A 19700-nucleotide genomic window follows, 5' to 3' on the forward strand; every position below is an offset into this window, starting at 1 on the left:
AGGGCATACCGCCCACCACCGCTGAGACGTCGGGGTTGCATCGGCGTTGGAGACGTTGCGGATCTTTGAACACCCCCGCACCGCTTGCGGGGCGCCCCTCCAGCGACAACGACAACGACAACGGAACTCATGCCGCAGCCCTCTGCCCGAACCGCCGCCCCAGCCGATCGAACGCGAGATAGATGACCGGCGTGGTGAACAGGGTCAGCACCTGGCTCACCACCAGCCCGCCGAAGATCGCCAGCCCCAGCGGCCGGCGCAGTTCCGCACCCTCGCCCCATCCCAGCATCAGCGGCAGCGCCGCGAACAGCGCCGCCAGCGTGGTCATCAGGATCGGCCGGAAGCGCAGCAGCGCCGCCTGGTGAATCGCCTCCAGCGGCCCCTTGCCCTGGTTGCGCTCGGCGTCGATCGCGAAGTCGATCATCATGATCGCGTTCTTCTTCACGATGCCGATCAACAGGATGATGCCGATGATCCCGATCACGCCGAGGTCGTTGCCGGTCAGCATCAGCGCCAGCAGCGCGCCGACGCCGGCCGAAGGCAAGGTCGACAGGATGGTCAGCGGATGGATGTAGCTCTCGTAGAGCACGCCCAGCACGATGTACACGCACACCACCGCGGCCAGGATCAGCCACAGCTGGTTGGTCAGCGACTTCTCGTAGGCCCCGGCCGCGCCGAGGAAGGTCATGCTCACGCCCGCCGGCAGCGCGATCTCCTTGGCCGCGGCGCGGATCGCCGACACCGACTTGCCGAGCGACACGCCCGGCGGCGTGTCGAAGCCGACCGTCGCGGCCGGATACTGCGCCACCCGTGTCACTTGCAGCGGCGCGAACTGCTCGCGCACCGTGGCCAGCGCCGACAGCGGCGTCGCGGTGCCAGCACCGGTGCGCAGCTGCAGGTTGCCGAGGCCCTCGGGCGAGGACAAGGCCTCGCGCTGGGCCTCGAGGATCACTCGGTACTGGTTGGTCTCGGTGAAGATGGTCGAGACGATGCGCTGGCCGAAGGCACTGTAGAGCGCGTCGTCGACCGAGCTCGCCGTCACCGACAGCCGCGACGCCGTGTTGCGGTCGATGTCGACGTAGGCCGACAGGCCCTTGGCGCCTGCATCGGTGGTCGGATTGCGAACCTGCGGCACGCTGCGCAGGCGCTCGACCAGCTTCTGCGCCCACTCGTTCACCGTGGTCGTGTCGGCGCCTTCGAGCGAGACGCGGAACTCGGTCGGCCCGGTCTCGGCGTCGATGGTCAGGTCCTGCGTCGGCTGCAGGTAGAGCGACACGCCCGCGGCGCCCTCGCGCACCCGGTCGCGCAGCCGCTGCATCACCACGGCCTGGTCGTCGTGCCCCGGGCGCAGGTTGATCAGGATGCTGCCGGTGTTGAGCGCCATGTTGTTGGCGGCGTCGACGCCGACCACCGAACTCAGGCTGCGCACGTCCGGATCGGCCAGGATGATGTTGGCCGCGGACTGCTGCAGTTCGGCCATCCGCAGATAGGACACATCCTGCGCGGCCAGCACGCGGGCCTTGAGCTGCCCCGTGTCCTGGGTCGGGAACAGGCCCTTGGGAATCACGACGTAGAGGGCCACCGTTAGCGCCAGCGTCAGCAGCGCCACCAGCAGCGTCAAGGGCTGATGGCGGAACACCCACTGCAGCCAGATGTCGTAGCGCGCGATCACGCGGTCGAAGAAGCGCTGCACCGCGGCACCGAAGCGCCCGCCCTCCTCGGCCTGCGGCCTGAGCCAGCGCGCCGACATCATCGGCACCAGCGTCAGCGAGACCACGGCCGAGATCAGGATCGTGATCGCCAGCGTCACCGCGAACTCGCGGAACAGGCGGCCCACCACGTCGCCCATGAACAGCAGCGGAATCAGCACCGCGACCAGCGAGACCGTCAGCGAGATGATGGTGAAGCCGATCTGCGTCGCGCCCTTGAGCGCGGCCTGGAACGGCGGCTCGCCCTTCTCGAGGTAGCGCGCGATGTTCTCGATCATCACGATCGCGTCGTCGACCACGAAGCCGGTCGCGATGGTCAGCGCCATCAGGCTCAGGTTGTTGAGGCTGTAGCCCAGCAGGTACATCAGGCCGCAGGTGCCGATCAGCGAGATCGGCACCGCGATGCTGGCGATCACCGTGGCGCGCACGCTGTGCAGGAAGAAGAAGATCACCAGCACCACCATCACCACCGCCAGCGCGAGCTCGAGCTGCACGTGGCGCACGGAGGCGCGGATGCCGGTCGTGCGGTCGCTCAGCACCTCGACCTTCAGCGCCCCCGGCAGCGAGGCCTCCAGCTCGGGCAGCAGCTTCTTGATGCCGTCGACCGTGCCGATCACGTTGGCGCCGGGCTGGCGCTGCACGTTGAGGATGATGGCCGGATAGAGCTTGCCGTCCTGCTCGCCCTGCTGGGCGCTCGAATGGCTGCCGGCCCAGGCGCCGAGCTGGGTGTTCTCGGCGCCGTCGATGACGCGCGCGACGTCGGTCATGCGCACCGGCGCGCCGTTCTTCCAGGCGACGATCAGGTTCTTGTAGTCGGCCGCGGTCACCAGCTGGTCGTTGGCATTGATCGTGTAGGCCCGCTTCGGGCCGTCGAAGCCGCCCTTGGCGCTGTTGGCGTTGGCCGCCGTGATCGCGGTGCGCAGCGTGTCCAGGCCGATGCCGACCGCGGCCAGCGCATTGGTGTTGGCCTGGATCCGCACCGCCGGACGCTGGCCGCCCGACAGCGACACCAGCCCGACGCCGCCGACCTGGCTGATCTTCTGCGCCAGCCGCGTGTTGACCAGGTTCTGCACCTCGGTCAGCGGCATGGTCTCGGAGCTCACGGCCAGGGTCAGGATCGGCGCGTCGGCCGGGTTGACCTTGGCATACACCGGCGGCGCCGGCAGGTCGGCCGGCAGCAGCGAGCCGCCGGCATTGATGGCCGCCTGCACCTGCTGCTCGGCGACGTCCAGCGTCTGGTCGAGAGCGAACTGCAGCGTCACGATCGAGACGCCGGTGGCGCTGGTCGAGCTCATGCGGTCGAGGCCGGCCATCTGGCCGAACTGGCGCTCCAGCGGCGCGGTCACGGTGCGGCTCATGACCTCGGGGCTGGCGCCCGGGTAGAGCGTCTGCACCTGGATCGTCGGGTAATCGACCTGCGGCAGCGCTGCCAGCGGCAGAAAGCGGAAACCGACCAGGCCCGCGAGCACGATCGCGAGCATGAGCAGCGCGGTCGCGACCGGCCGCTCGATGAAGGGACGCGAAGGACTCACCACGCCCCCTTACTGCGGGGCAGGCCGCTGCCGGCGGCCCTCGCCGCGCGGGCCGGAGGCGCCGGGGCGCGGCGCGGCGGCCGGCTTGTCGCCCTGCAACTGCACGCGGGCGCCGTCCTTCAGGCGGTCGCCGCCTTCGGTGACCACGTCCTCGCCGGCCTTCAGGCCTTCGGTGATCGCCACCACGTCGACCGTGGCCTCGCCGCGCTTCACCGGACGCACCGACACCGTCCGGTCTTCATTCACCACGTACACGAAGGTGCCGTTGGGGCCGATGCGCACCGCGGTCACCGGCACCACGATCGCGTTCACGGTGCGCAGCACCATCTGCACATTGACGAACTGGTTCGGGAACAGCGGCGTGCCGGCGTTGGCGAAGCGCGCCTTGGCGCGGACCGTGCCGGTGCTGGTGTCGACCACGTTGTCGAGCGTCGAGAAGGTGCCGGTGTCGAGCACCGCGCTGCGCACCCGGTCGAGCGCCTTGACCGGCAGCGGCTCGCCCTTGGCGAGCTGGGCCTGGATGTCGGGCACGCGGTCCTGCGGCACCGCGAACTGGACGTCGATCGGGTTCATCTGCGTGATCACCGCGATGCCGGTGGTGGCGTTGGCGGTCACCGTGTTGCCCGGGTCGACCGTGCGCAGCCCGATGCGCCCGGTCACCGGCGCCGTCACGCGGGTGTAGTCCAGGTTGAGCTTGGCGGCCGCTTCGGCCGCGCGATCGGTGGTCACCGTGCCTTCGAGCTGCTTGACCAGCGCGGCCTGGGTGTCGACGTCCTGGCGCGCGATCGAATCCTGCGTCAGCAGCGTGCGGTAGCGCGACAGCGTGACACGCGCCGCCTCGAGCTGCGCCTCGTCGCGCACCCGGTTGCCCTGGGCCTGCATCAGCGCCTGCTCGTAGGGGCGCGGGTCGATGCGGGCCAGCAGCTGGCCCTTGCTGACGGTCTGGCCTTCGGTGTAGAGCACCTCGGTCAGCACGCCGCCGACTTGCGGCCTGAGCGTGATGGTGGTCAGCGGCGTGACGGTTCCGAGGGCGTCGATCAGGATCGGCATGTCCATGCGCCGGGCCGCCGCATGACCGACCGTGGAGCTGGCGCCACCGAAGTTCGGCCGGCCGCCGACCGGCTCGCCCGAGCGCTTGATCAGCCACCAGGCTCCGCCGCCCAGCCCCAGCACCACCGCCAGCGCCACCAGGCTGCCGATCCAGCGCCGCCGTCGAGAGGGAGCAGGAAGGGTCGCTGGGAGGTTTTCGGGGGCGGCTTCGGGATGGGGGGACGACATCGGTGAATGGGCTTGTATGCGGCAGCCCGTAGTGGAGCGCCGAATCGTAGCGCCCAGCCCTTACGAACCGTAAAGCCTCGGTAAAGCCGAGGTTGCCGCCTTGCGTCCGGCGATCTCCGGATGCAACTGGCGCCGCCCGGGAGCAGTTCGTCGCATGGCCGTGGCGGGCGCGGCGGGCGCTCGGCACAGTCCGCCCATCGTCCTTCAGGAGCACGTCATGCTGACCCAGGTCTTCCAGCACACCCCGAAGTGGGTCTACATCCTTTTTGCCACCCTGCTGTGGCTCGGCGCCAAGCAGTTGCTGGCCGGCAGCGTGAGCCTGGTCCGAGTGACGCTGCTCCCGATCGCCATGACCGGCCTCGCGGTGTCCGGCATCGCCACGGCCTTCGGCGACGCACCGCTGGCCCTGCTGGTCTGGTGCTGCGCCGCGCTCGTGTCGCTGGGCCTCGTGATGCAGCGCGGCGTCGCGGCGACCACGCGCTACGACGCGGCCGCGCGCCGATTCCAGGTTGCCGGCAGCGCGGTGCCGCTGCTGTTGATGATGGGCATCTTCTTCACCAAGTACACCGTCGGCGTGCTGCTCGCGATGCACCCCGAACTGGCCCGCCAGCCAGGCTTCGCCCTTGGCATCAGCGCGCTGTACGGCCTCTTCACCGGCGTCTTCACGGGCCGCGCGATGCGCCTCTGGAAACTCGCGATCGGCACGGTCCGCGCAGCCAGCGTCGCGCGCGGCGCGGCGGCCTGATAGGGTCGACCCGCATCGCCCGCGCCTGTTCCTTCGCAACAATTCCGATCCAGGACCTCCACCATGAAGAACCCCTCCGATCCCCAAGCCGTCGAGCGCCTGGCCCGCCGCCGCGCCGGCGCCAAGATGGGCTGGTACGTCCACGCCGTGGCCTACCTGCTGGTCAACCTGCTGCTGGTCGGCCTCGCCGCCTCCCTCGGACAGCGCTGGGCCGTATTCCCGCTGCTCGGCTGGGGCCTGGGCCTGCTGATCCATGGCGCCGTCGTGTTCCTGGTCGCGCCGGGCGGCAATCTCTACGAGCGGCTGCTGGCGCACGAACGCAAGGCGCTCGGCGCCGGAGACCCCTGGTGAGCACGACCCGGCGCCACAATTTCACGCGCAAGAACCTCAGGGACGTGCTGCGGCACGGCCTCAACACCGCGATCTTCTGCTGCGTGATCGCGATCGCCCTGGCGCTGTCGGGGCGCGGTGGATGGGGCTACCAGTTCGTCTATTCGCTGTCGATCGGACTCATCAGCTGGCTCATCATCGACCTCGGCCGGCTGGCGCTCAGCACCGACCCCGACAAGCCCTGGCCGGGCCCCGCCAGGGCCGTGCCGCTGATCGCCGTGGGCATCACCGCCGGCTTCCTCGGGGGCAATGTCATCGGCGACGCCTGGAGCGGCGCACCGCTGCTGGAGTTCTGGAGCTTCGCGCCCCACAAGTTCGCCTCCACCCTGATCATCACCGCGCTGGCCAGCGTCGTCATGTGCTACTACTACTACAGCCGCGGCAAGAGCAAGTACCTCGAGGGCGCGATCGCGCTGGCACAGCGCGACGCCGCCGATGCGCGGCTCAAGCTGCTCGAAACGCAGCTCGAGCCGCACATGCTGTTCAACACGCTGGCCAATCTGCGGGCGCTGATCACGACCGATCCGGCCCGCGCCGTCGAGATGCTCGACCGCCTCAACGCCTATCTGCGGGTCACGCTCAGCGGCTCGCGGGCGCTGTCGCATCCGCTGGCGGCTGAATTCGATCGCCTGTCCGACTACCTGAGCCTGATGTCGGTGCGCATGGGCAACCGCCTGCGCTACACGCTCGACCTCCCCGAAGACTTGCGCGAGGTGCCGGTGCCGCCGCTGATGCTGCAGCCGCTGGTCGAGAACAGCATCCGCCATGGGCTCGAGCCCCAGGTGGAAGGCGGCGAGATCCGCGTCCAGGCACGGCGCGACGGCAAAAAGCTGTGCATCGAGGTGCGCGACACCGGTGCCGGCATGGACACCGCAGCACTCACGGCCGACGGCGGCGGCTTCGGGCTGGCGCAGGTGCGTGAGCGGCTGGCGACGGTCTACGGCGCCGAGGGCCGGCTCGCCCTGACATCCCCGGAAAGCGGTGGCGTCTGTGCCACCATCCTCCTGCCCCTTGCGAAACCATGAACCCGACCGCCCTGATCGCCGAAGACGAGCCCCTGCTGGCACAGGCCCTCTGCGCCGAACTCGCCGCCGCCTGGCCCGAACTGGAGCTGGTGGCGACTGTAGGCGACGGCCGCAGCGCCGTGCGCGAGGCCCTGGCCAGACTGCCGCAGGTGCTGTTCCTCGACATCCGCATGCCCGGGCTCGACGGGCTCGGGGTGGCCGCCGAACTCGCCGATGCCTGGCCGGCCGACGAAGCGCCCATGCCGCAGCTGGTCTTCGTGACCGCCTACGACGAATACGCGGCCAAGGCTTTCGACGCCCAGGCCATCGACTACGTGCTGAAGCCGGTGCAGCCCGAGCGGCTGCGGCGCACGGTGGCGCGCCTGCGGCAGGCGCTCGAGGCCCGCGAGCCTGCCGCCGCCAGCGCCGAAGAAGCGCTCGCCAGCACGCTGGCGCAATGGCAGAAGGCGCTGGCCGCCGCCGGCGCTCCCGGCCCGGGCGGCACCGGCGCGCCGCTCAAGTTCATCACCGCCAGCGAGGCCGGCGGTTCCACGGTGCGCATGGTTCCCATCGACGAAGTGCTGTACTTCGAAGCCGCCGACAAGTACGTCCGCGTGTTGACCGCCACGCACGAGTACCTGATCCGCACGCCGCTGAAGCAATTGCTGCCGCAACTCGACCCGGAGGCCTTCTGGCAGGTGCATCGGGCCGTGGTGGTGCGCAGCAGCGCCATCGAGGCGGTGCATCGCGACGAGGCCGGCCGCCAGCACCTGAGCCTGCGCGGCCGCGCCGACAGGATTCCGGTCAGCCGGCTCTACGCCCATCTGTTCCGCGCCATGTGAGCAGCCCGGCGCCAACAGTGGCGGGCAGAAAAAAACCGGCCTCCAGGGCCGGTTTTTTCATGATGTGACAGCAAGAAGATTCGGTGTCGCTGTCGCTCAGCGGTAGTAGCGAACGTGGCCTCGGCCGTGACCGTGTCCACGGTAGTAGCCGGGTGCCGGACGGTAGTAGGCCGGCGGCGGTGCGTAGTACACGGGAGCCGGACGGTAGTAGACGCGCGGCGCCGGACGGTAGTAGACCGGCGGCGGCGGATAGTAGACCGGCGCCGGCGCCACGTACACCGGGGCGGGTGCGTAGTAGGGCTGCGGCGTGGCAACCCCGATCGCCACGCCCGGGACATTGACGCCGACCGACCAGCCGACCGCGGCATTGGCCGAAGCGGCGGCGAACAGCGCGCCGGCGGCAACGGCCCCGGCAGCGGCCCACTTGAAGAATTTGGTGCGAATGACGCTCATCATGGAACTCCTGTTGGGGCGGGTGTTGGCCGCCCATGTGTGTATTCAACGCTTGAGGTGTGAAGGCCGTGCACGTCGCTCTGTGAAGAAGGTTGCCAAAGGTAACGCCCCCGGAGCCCCACCTAGAATGGGGAGATATGACTTCCCCTGCAGACAACGACAGCACCAAGCCGAGCAATTTCCTGCGCCACGTGATCGAAAACGACCTCGGTCAGGGCCATTATTCCACTCGCAAATGGGGCGGCTCCCCCGGGGACGCCGCCCACCACGCCCAGGGCATGCAAGACCCGGCCAAGGTCCGCATGCGCTTCCCGCCCGAACCGAACGGCTACCTGCACATCGGGCACGCCAAGAGCATCTGGCTCAATTTCGAGCTGGCGAAGGAGTACGGGGGCGTCTGCCACCTGCGTTTCGACGACACCAATCCCGAGAAGGAAGAGCAGGAATACGTCGACGCCATCCGCGATGCCGTGCAATGGCTGGGTTACGACACCCGCTTGGCCGACAACCCGAGGCAGCCGGGCGCGGTCGATGAGCATGTGTACTTTGCAAGTAACTACTTCGACTTCATGTACCGCGCGGCGGAATACCTGATCGGCGCCGGCCTGGCCTATGTCGACGAGCAGAGCGCCGAGCAGATCCGCGCCACCCGCGGCGACTTCAACACGCCCGGCACCGACAGCCCGTTCCGCAGCCGCACGCCCGAAGAGAACCTGGCGCGCTTCCGCGCCATGCGCGACGGCCAGCTCGACGATGGCGCCGCCGTGCTGCGGGCCCGCATCGACATGGCGAGCCCCAACATCAACATGCGCGATCCGGCGCTCTACCGCATTCGCCGCGCGACCCACCACAACACTGGCGACACCTGGTGCATCTACCCGATGTACACCTTCGCCCATCCGATCGAGGACGCGCTGGAGCAGATCACGCACAGCTTCTGCACGCTCGAGTTCGAGGACCAGCGGCCCTTCTACGACTGGCTGCTCGACCGTCTGGCCGAGGGTGGCCTGATCGCCTCGCCGCACCCGCGCCAGTACGAGTTCGCGCGGCTCAACGTGACCCATGTCATCACCAGCAAGCGAAAGCTGCGCCAACTGGTCGAAGAGGGGCACGTCGACGGCTGGGACGACCCGCGCATGCCGACGCTGGCCGGCCTGCGCCGCCGCGGCTACACGCCCGAGGCGCTGAAGCTGTTCTGCGAGCGTTCGGGCGTCACCAAGTCGGGCGGCTGGATCGACTACGCGAGCCTCGAGGCCGCGCTGCGCGACACGCTCGATCCGATCGCGCCGCGCGCGATGGCGGTGCTCGACCCGGTCAGGCTGGTCATCAGCAACTGGGACGAGCTCATGGGCGCCGCCTTCCTCGACGACTGCACGGCGCCGGTGCACCCGCATCACCCGGAGCGCGGCCAGCGCCGCTTCAAGATCGGCCGCGAGGTCTGGATCGAGCGCACCGACTACGAGGACGTGCAGCCCAAGGGCTTCTTCCGCCTGTTCCCGGGCAACAAGGTGCGCCTGAAGTACGGTCACACGATCGTCTGCACGGGTGCCACCCGCGACGCCTCGGGCAGGCTGCAGGAAGTGCAGGCCACGCTGGTGCCCGACTCCAAGAGCGGCACGCCGGGCGCCGATGCGATCAAGGTCAAGGGCAACATCACCTGGGTGGCGGTCGCGGATGCGCTGCCGGCCGAGGTGCGCCTGTACGAGCGGCTGTTCGCGGCCGCGCAGCCGGGCAGCGGCGAATTGCTCGACGAGCTGAACCGCGACAGCCTGCAGACCAGCCAGGCCTTCGTCGAGCCCTCGCTGGCCCAGGCGGCGCCGGGCGGCGCCGGCTTCCAGTTCGAGCGCCACGGCTATTTCGTGGTCGATGCCAAGGCGGCGACCGCGGGCCAGCGCGTCTTCAATCGCGCGGCCGGCATGCGCGACAGCTGGGGCAAATGAGCCGCACCATGCACCGCCGCTCCTTCGTGCTGGGCTCGGTGGGCCTGCTGGCGCTGCCGGCGCCCGGCGCCGGTGCCGCGCCCTCTTCCGCCAAGGCGGCCACGGTCTGGCCGCACGACGCGCAGGTGCCGGGCGGCGTGGCGCGCCTGTCGCTCGGGCCCTCCGCGACCCGGCCGGAGGCCCGCACCGAAGCCGGCATCCCGCTGCTGGTGCTGGGCGACCCGATCGCGTGGACGGCGCTGGTCGGCATCCCGCTCGCGGCCATGCCCGGCAAGGCCCGCATCACGGTGCGCGCCGGCGATGGCGCCGAGCGGCAGATCGCCTATGCGATCGCGTCCAAGCAGTACAGCGAACAGCGCCTCAAGGTGGCGCCGGGCACGGTCGATCTCTCGCCCGCCGACCAGGCGCGCTACGAACGCGAGCGCGCCCACCTCGCGGGCGTGATGGCCACCTTCAGCGATGCTTCGCTGCAGGACCTGGAGATGCGGGTTCCGGTGCCGGGCCGGCGCTCCAGCTCCTTCGGCCTGCGCCGCGTCTTCAACGGCCAGTCGCGCAATCCGCACAGCGGCATGGACATCGCAGCCGCCACCGGCACGCCGGTGCTGGCGCCGCTGCCGGGCAAGGTCATCGATACCGGCGACTACTTCTTCAATGGCGGCACGGTCTGGCTCGACCATGGCGGCGGCCTGCTCACGATGTACTGCCATCTGAGCCGCATCGATGCGAAGGCCGGCGAACTGCTGCAGACCGGCGAGCGCCTGGGCGCGGTCGGCGCCACCGGCCGCGTGACCGGGCCGCACCTGCACTGGTCCGTGATGCTGAACCGGGCGATGGTGGACCCGGCGCTGTTCATTGCGGGTTGAGGCTCACAACGGCCGTGTCAGGTAAACCGCCTCGCGCCCCACGATCACCCTTTGCGCCGGCATGAAGATCGTGCAGTCGTCGCATGGCGCACGGATCTCGTCCGGGCCCTGCGTGGCGATCAGCTCGCCCTTGGCGAAGGTCTCGAAGCCGATCAGCGGCCGCACGAAGCGGAAGTCCTCGAACTTGATCATGTGCGTCTGCAGCAGCTCGAAGCGGCGCTGCGCTTCGAGCTCGGGCGTTGCCCCTTCCCGGTCGATCAAGCCGAAATGCGCCAGGAAGCGCAGCGTCACCTCGGTCGCGAGATCGGCCGCACTCTGCTTGAAATGCTGGCCGCACTCGACCACCATCGCAGCGCCCGGCGCATCGGCGCCCGCGTGCAGGCCATGCTGGATCAAGGGCGTGCCCGATCCCAGCCCGCTCGGCATCACCAGGTGCACCGGCGGCAGGCCGATCGCCATCGCCACCCGGGCATTGCGTTCGAAGTCGGGATAGACCCAGAACGGCACCACGTCCTGGCTGGTCGAATGGATGTCGAGGATGTGGTCGGCGGCGGCCACCACCGGCCGCAGCTCACGCGCGCGGCGCAGTTCGGGACTGTCCTCGGGGCCATCGAGCCACTCGTCGGACCAGACGCGGTTGAGGTTGTGCACGATCTGCCGGTTGTCGAAAGGCTTCTCGGGATCGAAGGCGTTGTAGGCCTCGACATGGGCGAAGCTGACGGTCAGCGTGCCGATCTTCGGCCGCACGCCGCTGTCGAGCAGGTGCGCGGCGGCCACCATGCCGCAGATCTCGTTGCCGTGGGTCAGCGCGTTGACCAGCACGTGCGGACCGGGCTTGCCGGATTCGAAACGGTGCACGTAGTCGATGCCGGTGTTGCCCTCGCGGTAGGCGGAGATGTCGCGTGGAAGGACTTCGAGAGCGGCTTGGGTCTGGATCATGTGAAAGTTCTTTGGCTGCGGGATGACGGGCCTCAGCGAACGCTGTCGGCCATCTGCTGGCGTCGATTCTCACCCTGGCGCGCGAACATCCAGCCGGGATACTCGGGCGGCAGCCGGCTCGCCTGGTCGAGCTGCGCGAGCTCGCCTGCGCTCAAGCGCACCTGCGTCGCGCCCAGGTTGTCGGCCAGCTGCTCGGGGCGCCGGGCGCCGACGATCACGCTGGTGACCTGCTTCTGGTGCAGCAGCCACGCCAGCGCGACCTGTGCCACCGAGACCCCGTGCGCCTCGGCGATCGGCCGCATGGCGTCGACGCAGTCCCAGGCTCGGTCCTTGTCGACCGGCGGGAAATCGAAGGTGGCGCGGCGGCTGCCTTGCCCGCCCTGCGGCTCGCGCCCGTACTTGCCGCTCAGCAGTCCGCCGGCGAGCGGGCTCCAGACCATCAGGCCGACGCCTTCGCTCTGGAGCATCGGGACCAGTTCGCGCTCGAGGTCGCGGCCGGCGACCGTGTAGTAGGCCTGCAGCGATTCGAAGCGCGCCAGTCCCCAGCGTTCGGCAATGCCCAGCGCCTTGACGATCTGCCAGGCCGCCCAGTTGGAGACGCCCACATAGCGCACATGGCCGTCGCGCACCAGCTGGTCGAGCGCCCGCACGGTCTGCTCGATCGGCGTGGCGGGATCGAAGCCGTGGATCTGGTAGAGGTCGATGTGCTCGAGCTGCAGGCGCTTCAGGCTGGCCTTGACGCCGTCCATGATGTGACCGCGCGAGGCGCCGCGCGCGTTCGGGCCCGACCCGGTCTCGCCGAAGACCTTGGTGGCGACCACCACGCTGTCGCGCGGCACCTGCAGGTTCTTCAGCGCCTGGCCGGTGATCTGCTCCGACAGGCCGCCCGCGTAGATGTCCGCGGTGTCGATGAAGTTGATGCCGGCGTCCAGCGCCTGGCCCACCAGCCGCTCGGCATCGGCCTGCTGCAGGTCGCCGATCTGGCTCCAGATGCCCTCGCTGCCGCCGAAGGTCATGGTGCCGAGGCAGAGCTCGGAGACGAAGAGGCCGGTGCGGCCGAGAGGGTTGTGACGCATGCTGGAACTCCTGGACGATCGATGAGAGCGCGGGCGGGCCGCGCCGGACAAGCCCGCCAGCATAGGGGCCCGCGCGAATTCCTGCAGGCGGACGCTACGGCGCGTCGGCTTCCTCCGCAGGCCCGTCCTCGCGCCGGCCCGACCCCTTCTTGCGCGCCCGCGCCGCTTTCTTCGCCGCCCGCTCGGCATCGATCAGCTGCCCCGCGGCCAGCCATTGGGCGAACTCCTCGGGCGTCTCGAGCGTGATGCGGCCGATGTTGCCGCTGCGGAATTCGTTCATCACGATCTCGGCCGTCTTCTGCAGATTGACCCGGCCCTTGCCGAGCAGTGCGCCGCGCTTGCGGCCGATGGCTTCGAGCACCTGCTCGTCGCTCAGCGCACCGATCGGATCGATCTTGAAGCGGGCCTCGACCAGGCCCGCATAGTGCCCCTTGAGGTAGTCGAGCAGTTCGAGCGCGACCTCTTCCTCGTCGAAGGCGTTGCGTCCGATGGCGCCGCTGGCCGCAAGGTTGTAGCCGCTCTTGGCGACGATGATGCGCGGCCACAGCATGCCGGGCGTGTCCCAGAGGTAGAAGTCGTCGGCCAGCGTGATGCGCTGCTCGAGCTTGGTGATGCCGGCTTCGTCACCGGTCTTGGCCTTTCGGCTGCCGGTGAGCGTGTTGATCAATGTCGACTTGCCGACGTTCGGAATGCCGCAGATCAGCACCCGCATCGGCTTGGCCATGCCGCCGCGCGAAGGCGCCAGCGCATGGCAGGCGTCGATGAGCTGGCGCGCCGGCGTGGTCTGGCTGGCGTCCAGCCCGATCGCCCGGGTGTCCGGCCGGGCGTTGTAGTGGGCCAGCCACAGCGCGGTGCACGCCGGGTCGGCCAGGTCCTGCTTGTTGAGCACCTTGAGCCCCGGCTTGTGGCCGGTGAGTTCGGCCAGCATCGGATTGGCGCTGGAGCCGGGCAGGCGCGCGTCGAGCAGCTCGATGACGACGTCGATGTCCTTGATCCGTTCGGCGATGGCCTTCTGGGTCAGGTGCATGTGACCGGGGAACCACTGGATGGCCATCGGGGAACTTCTTTCTCTTGCTGCGGATTCGAGGCGCCATTGTCGCCGGGCCGCGCGTGTGGTCGTTCGGCCCTCGGCCGCGTTGCCCAAATGCTTACGTACGCCGGCTCCCGATGGGCGCAAAGTAGAGGCTTGCAGAAAGGACACCGCATATGCAGATTCAAGTCAACACCGGCAACGGCATCGAGAACAAGGACACCCTGGAACGCTGGGCCGACGGCGAGATGCGGCAGGCCCTGGCCCGCTTCGCCGCCGACGTGACGCGCGTCGAGATCCACCTGAGCGACGAGAACCATGCGGCCAGCGGCAGCGCCGACAAGCGCTGCACCATGGAGGCCCGCCTGGCCGGCCACCAGCCGCTGGCTGTGAGCCACCATGCCAGCGGTCTCGACGAGGCCTTCCGCGGCGCCGCCGACAAGCTCAAGCGCACCCTGGAAAGCACCCTCGGCCGGCTGTACGGGCACCGTGACCGCGACTCGATCCGCAAGGACGGCGACGCGGTGGTCGAATAAGGGTCGCCGGACGATGCAGGAACCACATCGCTGGCAGTTCTTTCGCGCCGGGGGCGTCGACCAGGTGGCCTTTCGCAGCGGGGCCGACATCGCCCGCATCGGCGAACTCGACCAGAAGCTCTGGGTGGCCCTGGCCTGCCCCACGCGCGGCATCGAGTTCGACACCCGGACGCTCGACCTGATCGACACCGACCACGATGGCCGCATCCGGCCGCCCGAGCTGATCGCCGCCTGCCGTTGGGCCTGTGCGCAGCTGCGCGACGCCGATGGGCTGCTTGCCGGCAGCGACACGCTGGCCCTCGATGCCTTGGCCGACGACCCGGCCGCATCGATCCCGCTCGCCGAAGAAGCCCGGCGCGTGCTCGCGCTCGCAGGCAAGGAGGGCGCGACCCACATCTGCCTGGACGACGTGACCCGCCGCGCCGAGCTGCTGGCCGCGATGCGCTTCAACGGCGATGGCGTCGTCACGCCGGACACCGCCCAGGACGACGAGGCGCTGCAGCGAACGCTGCTGCGCATCATGCAGACCCATGGCAGCCTCAAGGACCGCAACGGCCGCGAAGGCATCGACAGGGCCCGCGCCGAGGCCTTCTACGCCGAGGCCGAGGCGATGCATGCCTGGCAGGCCGGCGATGGCGCATCGACCTGCCAGGGCGGCGGCATGCTCGAAGCGGCCGAGGCGGTCGCCGCGGTTCGCGACAAGGTCGACGACTTCTTCGCCCGCTGCCGCGTGGCCGCCTACGACATCCAGGCGGTGCCGGCGCTCAATGCATCGAGCGAAACCTACGAGGCGCTGGCGACCCAGGAGCTCAGCCTGCAGGCCGACGGCATCGCGGCGCTGCCCTTGGCGCCGATCAGCCCCGGCCGCAGCCTGCCCTTGCGGGAGGGCGCGAATCCGGCCTGGGCCGCGGCGCTCGACGCGCTGCGCGCCAAGGCCCTGGTTCCGTTGATGGGCGAAGAGGTCGCCGCACTCGATGAAGCCTCGTGGATCGAGTTGCAGCGCGTCCTGGCGCCCTGCCGCGACTGGCTGGCCCGCAAGCCCGTCAACACGCTGTCCGCGGAGGACGGCGCCGGCATCGCACGCCTGCTCGACAGCCGCGCCGCGGTGATGGCGCTGATCGACGAGGACGCCAGCGTCGAGCGCCACAACGCGCGCCTGGTCGACCTCGAGAAGCTGCTGCGCCTGCAGCGCGACCTGCTGCGGCTGCTGAACAATTTCGTCTCCTTCAAGGAGTTCTATCGCCGCGAGGGCGCGATCTTCCAGGCCGGCACGCTCTACCTCGACGGCCGCAGCTGCGACCTCACGGTGCAGGTGGCCGACGCCAAGCAGCACGCGGTGCTGGCCGGCCTCGCCAAGACCTGCCTGGCCTACTGCGACTGCACCCGCGAAGGGCAGAAGATGGGCATCGTCGCGGCCTTCACCGCCGGCGATGTCGATTTCCTGTTCGTCGGCCGCAACGGCATCTTCTACGACCGCCAGGGCCGCGACTGGGATGCCACCATCACGCGCCTGATCGAGAACCCGACCAGCGTCGCGCAGGCCTTCTTCTCGCCCTACAAGAAGTTCGTGCGATTGATCGAGGAGCAGGTTGCCAAGCGCGCGGCAGCCAGCGAAGCCAGCGCCCAGGGCTCGCTGGGCACGCTGGCCAGCACGCTCGCGAACGCCGACCGGGCCATCGCCCCGGCCGCGCCGGCGGGGGCCGCGCCGCCGGTCCGGCTGCCGGCCGGCGGCCGCATCGATGTCGGCACGGTCGCAGCGATCGGCGTCGCGATGGGAAGCATCAGCGCGGTGCTGGTGGCGCTGTTCAGCAAGTTCATCGATCTGGGCCAGTGGATCCCGATCGCGGTCGTCGGCATCGTGCTCGCGATCTCCGGGCCGAGCATGCTGATCGCGTGGCTCAAGCTGCACCAGCGCAGCCTGGGCCCGATCCTCGATGCCAGCGGCTGGGCCATCAACGGGCGCATGAAGGTCAATGTGCGGCTCGGCGCTTCGCTGTCGAAGACCGCGCAGATCCCGCGTCATGCGAGGCGCTTCGTGCACGACCCCTATGCCGACCGGCGCGGCGTGGCAGCAGCGCTGGCCGCGCTGGCCGTGGTCGTGGGGGCCGTGGTCGTGGTGTGGCAGTTCGGGCTGCTCGACGCGCGGCTGCCGGCCGCGTTGCAGCATGCGCCCTCCGCCGCGGCGACGCAGCAGGCCAGCTAGGCAGCGCCGTCAGCGCTTGCCGGCGTTCGCCATCGCCTTTCCAACTTCGTTGCTGCCCTGCGCGGCGCCGCTCTGCGGCACGATCTCGCCTGCGCGGTCGCTGACCTCGGCCAAGCGCTGGGCGAGCTGTTCGGGTGCATCGCCGCCAAGGCCGATCCAGCTGCCCTGGGTCAGCGTGACATGGGCGGCCTCGAAGCTGCCCGCGCCGGCACAGAGGATGGTGCGGTTGGGCGCATCCTGCGCGGCCAGCACCAGCATCGCGGGCACCACGGCCTCGGGCTTGAGCGCCTCGAGCACCGCCTCGGGCATCAGGTCTTCGGTCATGCGCGTGGCTGCGGTCGGCGCCAGGCAGTTGACGCGGATGTCGTTCTTGGCGCCTTCGATCGACAGGGTCTGCATCAGCCCCACCAGCGCCATCTTGGCGGCGCCGTAGTTGCTTTGTCCGAAGTTGCCGTACAGGCCGGAGGACGAGGTGGTCATCACGATGCGGCCGTATTTCTGCTCGTTCATGAGCGCCCAGACCGCCTTGGTGCAGTTCACCGCGCCCATGAGATGGACGTCGACGACCAGCCGGAAGTCGGCCAGGTCCATCTTGGCGAAGCTCTTGTCGCGCAGGATGCCGGCGTTGTTGACCAGGATGTCGACCCGGCCCCAGGCCTCGACCGCCTGGGCCACCATCGCCTGCACGGCCTCGAAATCGGTCACCGAGGCGCCATTGGCGATCGCCTCGCCGCCGGCCGCCTTGATCTCGTCGACCACGGCCTGGGCGGCGCTGACCGACCCGCCGGAACCGTCGCGGGCACCGCCCAGATCGTTGACCACCACCTTGGCGCCGCGCGCCGCCAGTGCCAGCGCATGCTGGCGTCCCAGCCCGCCGCCGGCGCCGGTCACGATGGCCACGCGGCCCTTGAAGTCGATGCTGCTCATGCTTTCAGTGCTTTCGTAGGAGTCGTTGACGCGACGCGTTTTAACCCAGAAAGCGGCCCGAGCGGGCCCGGAATGCCCTCGGATCAGTCGTTTCGGCGACTCAGGCGCTCGCAGTAGTCGAGCAGCTGGTCGATCTCGGCCGACTTGTCGAAGAAGGCGTCGGCGCCCAGTGCCTTGGAGCGGGCGCGGACATCGGGCGTGGCGTAGTTGCTCAAGACCAGCACCTTCTGGTGCGGTGCCCGGTGGCGGCAGGCGTCGACTACGCCGAGGCCATTGCCCTGGTCGAGGAACAGATCGACGATCGCCAGGTCCCAGTTCTCGCCGTGCTTGCGCAGCCAGCTCACGGCCTCGTCTTCGCCGCTGGCATGCGCCACCACGGTGGCATCGGCGATCTCCTCGAGAAAGCCGACGAGGTTGTCCCGGATGATGGGGTTGTCTTCGACCAGATAGGTCTTGAAAGTCATGATGGGGCGGCCAACAAAGTATGTTTGTGTCTTTGTTGCCATCATCCCGACTGCCGGGCCCACGCGGGTGGGCCTGGGCGGCCAACGCGGGTAGGCAGCCACCTACCCGGCGCGTCCGCTCAGAGGGAGGCGCGCTGGCTCACCGGCCCCGCAGGCGCATCGACCCAGTGGTTCTTGAAACCCAGGCGCGCCGGCGAGACGTACTGCTCGCGGTAGATCTCGAAGGGCATGCTGTCGCTCGCCTCGGTGCGCTTCTGCGCATCGATCGAGGTCTGGGTCATGCGCTCGAACAGTTCGCGCTGCGCATCCGGGAACGGCAATGCCAGCAGTTCGGTGCGCGTCTGCTCGGAGCGGGCCCGCACGAAACCGACGAAGGAATCGTTGTGCGCCCGGCTCATGGCCTCCAGCACGCGGGCCGAGGGCAGCACGGCCGGGTCGCCCAGCGCCGCCGCGGCCGCCCGCACCGCATCGGCGTGCTGCGTGCCGCCGCCATGCGCGGCGTCGAGCGCCTCGGCGATCGGTGCGAACTCCTCCAGCAGCTCGCCGCCCCACTCGGTCAGCGCGGCCTCGCGTCCGCCGCGGCGCAGCAGCAGGCCGGGCTCGCGTCCACGCGCGGCCGTCAGGTGCTGGTTGTGGGCCAGGTCGGCGATCTCCTCGCGGGTGTCGGGCGGGCTGTCGCTCAGCAGGCAGTGCAGCAGGAAGACATCGAGGAAGCGCATGGTCCGGGCATTGATGCCGACCGGCTCGAAGGGGTCGAGGTCCATCAGCCGCACCTCGACGTACTCGACGCCCCGTTCGCGCAGCGCGTGCAGCGGCCGCTCGCCCGGGTAGATCACGCGCTTGGGACGGATCGTGCCGTAGAACTCGTTCTCGATCTGCAGCAGGCTGGTGGCCAGCTGGTTGTAGTCGCCCCCCAGGTTGCGGATGCCGATCGCCTCGTAGGCCGGCCAGGGCCGGGTCAGCGCGTCCTGCAGCGAGGCGCCGTAGCCGTCCAGGCTGTTGTAGCTCACTGCCAGCGAGGCCTGCGCCTCGCTCTGGTAGCCCAGCCGCCCCATCCGCAGCGAGGTGCCGTGCGGCATGTGCATGCTGCCCTCGCCGAGCGGCTGCAGCTCGTGCGGCCGGCCGTCGACGAAGCTCGAACACAGCGCCGGCGAGGCGCCGAACAGGTACAGCAGCAGGAAGGCGTGGCGGCGGAAGTTGCGGATCAGCGCGAAATACTGCTCGCTCGACACCTCGGGCAGCGACCAGTTGTAGTGGATCCCCGAGATGGTCTGCATGCGCCGCCCGTAGCGGTGGCTCAGCCCCATGCGGTAGACGCTCTTGGCCCGGCCGACGTTGGACGAGCCGTAGCGCCCGATCGGGATGGTTTCGTCGGTCGGCAGGCCGCAGGGCATGCTCGACACCCACAGCCGCTCGTCGCCGGCCTCGTCGAGCACACGGTAGGTGTACTGGTGAACCCGCACCAGTTCTTCGAGCGCGGCCTCGACGCTCAGGTGGGCGCCGGTGATGAGTTCGAGCTGCGATTCGCTGAAATCGGTCGTGATGTGGGGATGGGTGAGCGCCGAGCCGAGCGCCGCGGGATGCGGCGTCAGGGCCAGCTTGCCATCCGGTTGCGCCCGCAGGCTTTCCTTCTCGATCCCGCGCCGTACCCCCCGGAGCCGCGCAGGCGAGAGCGCGTCGAGGCGCTCCTTGAAGTTACTCATTTAGTTATCACCCATCGTTCTTTTGTGGGGACGGAAGGTAGCATGCCCGGAAAAGGCGCGCAGGCG

17 protein-coding genes are annotated in these 19700 nt (G+C 69.4%); 8 read left to right on the forward strand and 9 right to left on the reverse strand.

Going from position 1 to position 19700, the window contains the following annotated elements; all coding sequences use genetic code 11:
• Positions 1–127: 127 nt before the first annotated feature.
• Positions 128–3241, reverse strand: a complete 3114-nt coding sequence (locus QTI45_RS33450) for an efflux RND transporter permease subunit (RefSeq protein WP_286657401.1) — start codon at positions 3239–3241, stop codon at positions 128–130.
• Positions 3242–3250: 9 nt separating this feature from the next.
• Positions 3251–4519, reverse strand: coding sequence for an efflux RND transporter periplasmic adaptor subunit (locus QTI45_RS33455; protein ID WP_286657402.1), 1269 nt, complete (start codon positions 4517–4519; stop codon positions 3251–3253).
• Positions 4520–4673: 154 nt separating this feature from the next.
• On the opposite strand from QTI45_RS33455, the gene QTI45_RS33460 reads away from it, so the two are divergent.
• The 4 genes from QTI45_RS33460 to QTI45_RS33475 all read left to right on the forward strand — a co-directional run bounded on the left by QTI45_RS33460 (position 4674) and on the right by QTI45_RS33475 (position 7500).
• A complete protein-coding gene (locus QTI45_RS33460; protein ID WP_353621376.1) occupies positions 4674–5264 on the forward strand; it encodes a DUF6622 family protein in 591 nt (196 codons plus the stop codon).
• A gap of 63 nt (positions 5265–5327) precedes the next feature.
• Positions 5328–5615 (forward strand): 2TM domain-containing protein, encoded by a 288-nt coding sequence (locus tag QTI45_RS33465; RefSeq protein WP_286372628.1) that lies wholly within the window; start codon positions 5328–5330, stop codon positions 5613–5615.
• Positions 5612–6679 carry a sensor histidine kinase gene (locus QTI45_RS33470; protein ID WP_286657404.1) on the forward strand — a complete coding sequence of 356 codons (1068 nt, stop codon included), beginning with the start codon at positions 5612–5614 and terminating at the stop codon, positions 6677–6679. Before QTI45_RS33465 ends, QTI45_RS33470 begins: the two co-directional genes overlap by 4 nt.
• Positions 6676–7500 (forward strand): LytR/AlgR family response regulator transcription factor, encoded by an 825-nt coding sequence (locus QTI45_RS33475; RefSeq protein WP_286657405.1) that lies wholly within the window; start codon positions 6676–6678, stop codon positions 7498–7500. Before QTI45_RS33470 ends, QTI45_RS33475 begins: the two co-directional genes overlap by 4 nt.
• A 96-nt stretch (positions 7501–7596) precedes the next feature.
• Here QTI45_RS33475 and QTI45_RS33480 read toward each other — a convergent pair whose 3' ends face one another.
• The gene (locus QTI45_RS33480) at positions 7597–7953 is read right to left on the reverse strand and encodes a hypothetical protein (protein WP_286657406.1); all 357 of its coding nucleotides are present in this window, start codon (positions 7951–7953) and stop codon (positions 7597–7599) included.
• 137 nt (positions 7954–8090) lie between these two features.
• Between QTI45_RS33480 and QTI45_RS33485 the strand changes: the two genes are divergently transcribed.
• Both QTI45_RS33485 and QTI45_RS33490 read left to right on the forward strand, forming a co-directional pair.
• Positions 8091–9893 (forward strand): glutamine--tRNA ligase/YqeY domain fusion protein, encoded by a 1803-nt coding sequence (locus tag QTI45_RS33485; RefSeq protein ID WP_286657407.1) that lies wholly within the window; start codon positions 8091–8093, stop codon positions 9891–9893.
• A gap of 8 nt (positions 9894–9901) precedes the next feature.
• Positions 9902–10756 (forward strand): M23 family metallopeptidase, encoded by an 855-nt coding sequence (locus tag QTI45_RS33490; protein WP_286657408.1) that lies wholly within the window; start codon positions 9902–9904, stop codon positions 10754–10756.
• 3 nt (positions 10757–10759) lie between these two features.
• On the opposite strand, the gene QTI45_RS33495 is transcribed toward QTI45_RS33490, so the two are convergent.
• The 3 genes from QTI45_RS33495 to ylqF form a co-directional block, all read right to left on the reverse strand.
• Positions 10760–11695 (reverse strand): M14 family metallopeptidase, encoded by a 936-nt coding sequence (locus QTI45_RS33495; RefSeq protein ID WP_286657409.1) that lies wholly within the window; start codon positions 11693–11695, stop codon positions 10760–10762.
• A gap of 32 nt (positions 11696–11727) precedes the next feature.
• On the reverse strand, positions 11728–12771 hold the full coding sequence (locus QTI45_RS33500; protein ID WP_286657410.1) for an aldo/keto reductase: 1044 nt from the start codon (positions 12769–12771) through the stop codon (positions 11728–11730).
• Between the two features lie 94 nt (positions 12772–12865).
• A complete protein-coding gene (gene ylqF / locus QTI45_RS33505; protein ID WP_286657411.1) occupies positions 12866–13825 on the reverse strand; it encodes a ribosome biogenesis GTPase YlqF in 960 nt (319 codons plus the stop codon).
• A 152-nt stretch (positions 13826–13977) separates the two neighbouring features.
• Here ylqF and QTI45_RS33510 point away from each other — a divergent pair, with 152 nt between their 5' ends.
• Both QTI45_RS33510 and QTI45_RS33515 read left to right on the forward strand, forming a co-directional pair.
• On the forward strand, positions 13978–14337 hold the full coding sequence (locus QTI45_RS33510; RefSeq protein ID WP_286372637.1) for an HPF/RaiA family ribosome-associated protein: 360 nt from the start codon (positions 13978–13980) through the stop codon (positions 14335–14337).
• Between the two features lie 13 nt (positions 14338–14350).
• Positions 14351–16540 (forward strand): hypothetical protein, encoded by a 2190-nt coding sequence (locus QTI45_RS33515; RefSeq protein WP_286657412.1) that lies wholly within the window; start codon positions 14351–14353, stop codon positions 16538–16540.
• 9 nt (positions 16541–16549) lie between these two features.
• Here the strand turns inward: QTI45_RS33515 and QTI45_RS33520 are convergent, their stop codons facing one another.
• The 3 genes from QTI45_RS33520 to gshA form a co-directional block, all read right to left on the reverse strand.
• Positions 16550–17467, reverse strand: a complete 918-nt coding sequence (locus tag QTI45_RS33520; RefSeq protein WP_286657413.1) for an SDR family NAD(P)-dependent oxidoreductase — start codon at positions 17465–17467, stop codon at positions 16550–16552.
• Positions 17468–17550: 83 nt separating this feature from the next.
• Entirely contained in the window at positions 17551–17931 is a 381-nt protein-coding gene (locus tag QTI45_RS33525) for a response regulator (RefSeq protein WP_286372640.1), read from the reverse strand.
• Positions 17932–18050: 119 nt separating this feature from the next.
• On the reverse strand, positions 18051–19634 hold the full coding sequence (gene gshA, locus QTI45_RS33530) for a glutamate--cysteine ligase (protein ID WP_286657414.1): 1584 nt from the start codon (positions 19632–19634) through the stop codon (positions 18051–18053).
• Positions 19635–19700: the final 66 nt, after the last annotated feature.

This window comes from Variovorax saccharolyticus (assembly GCF_030316765.1).
GTDB classification, from domain to species: domain Bacteria; phylum Pseudomonadota; class Gammaproteobacteria; order Burkholderiales; family Burkholderiaceae_C; genus Variovorax; species Variovorax saccharolyticus.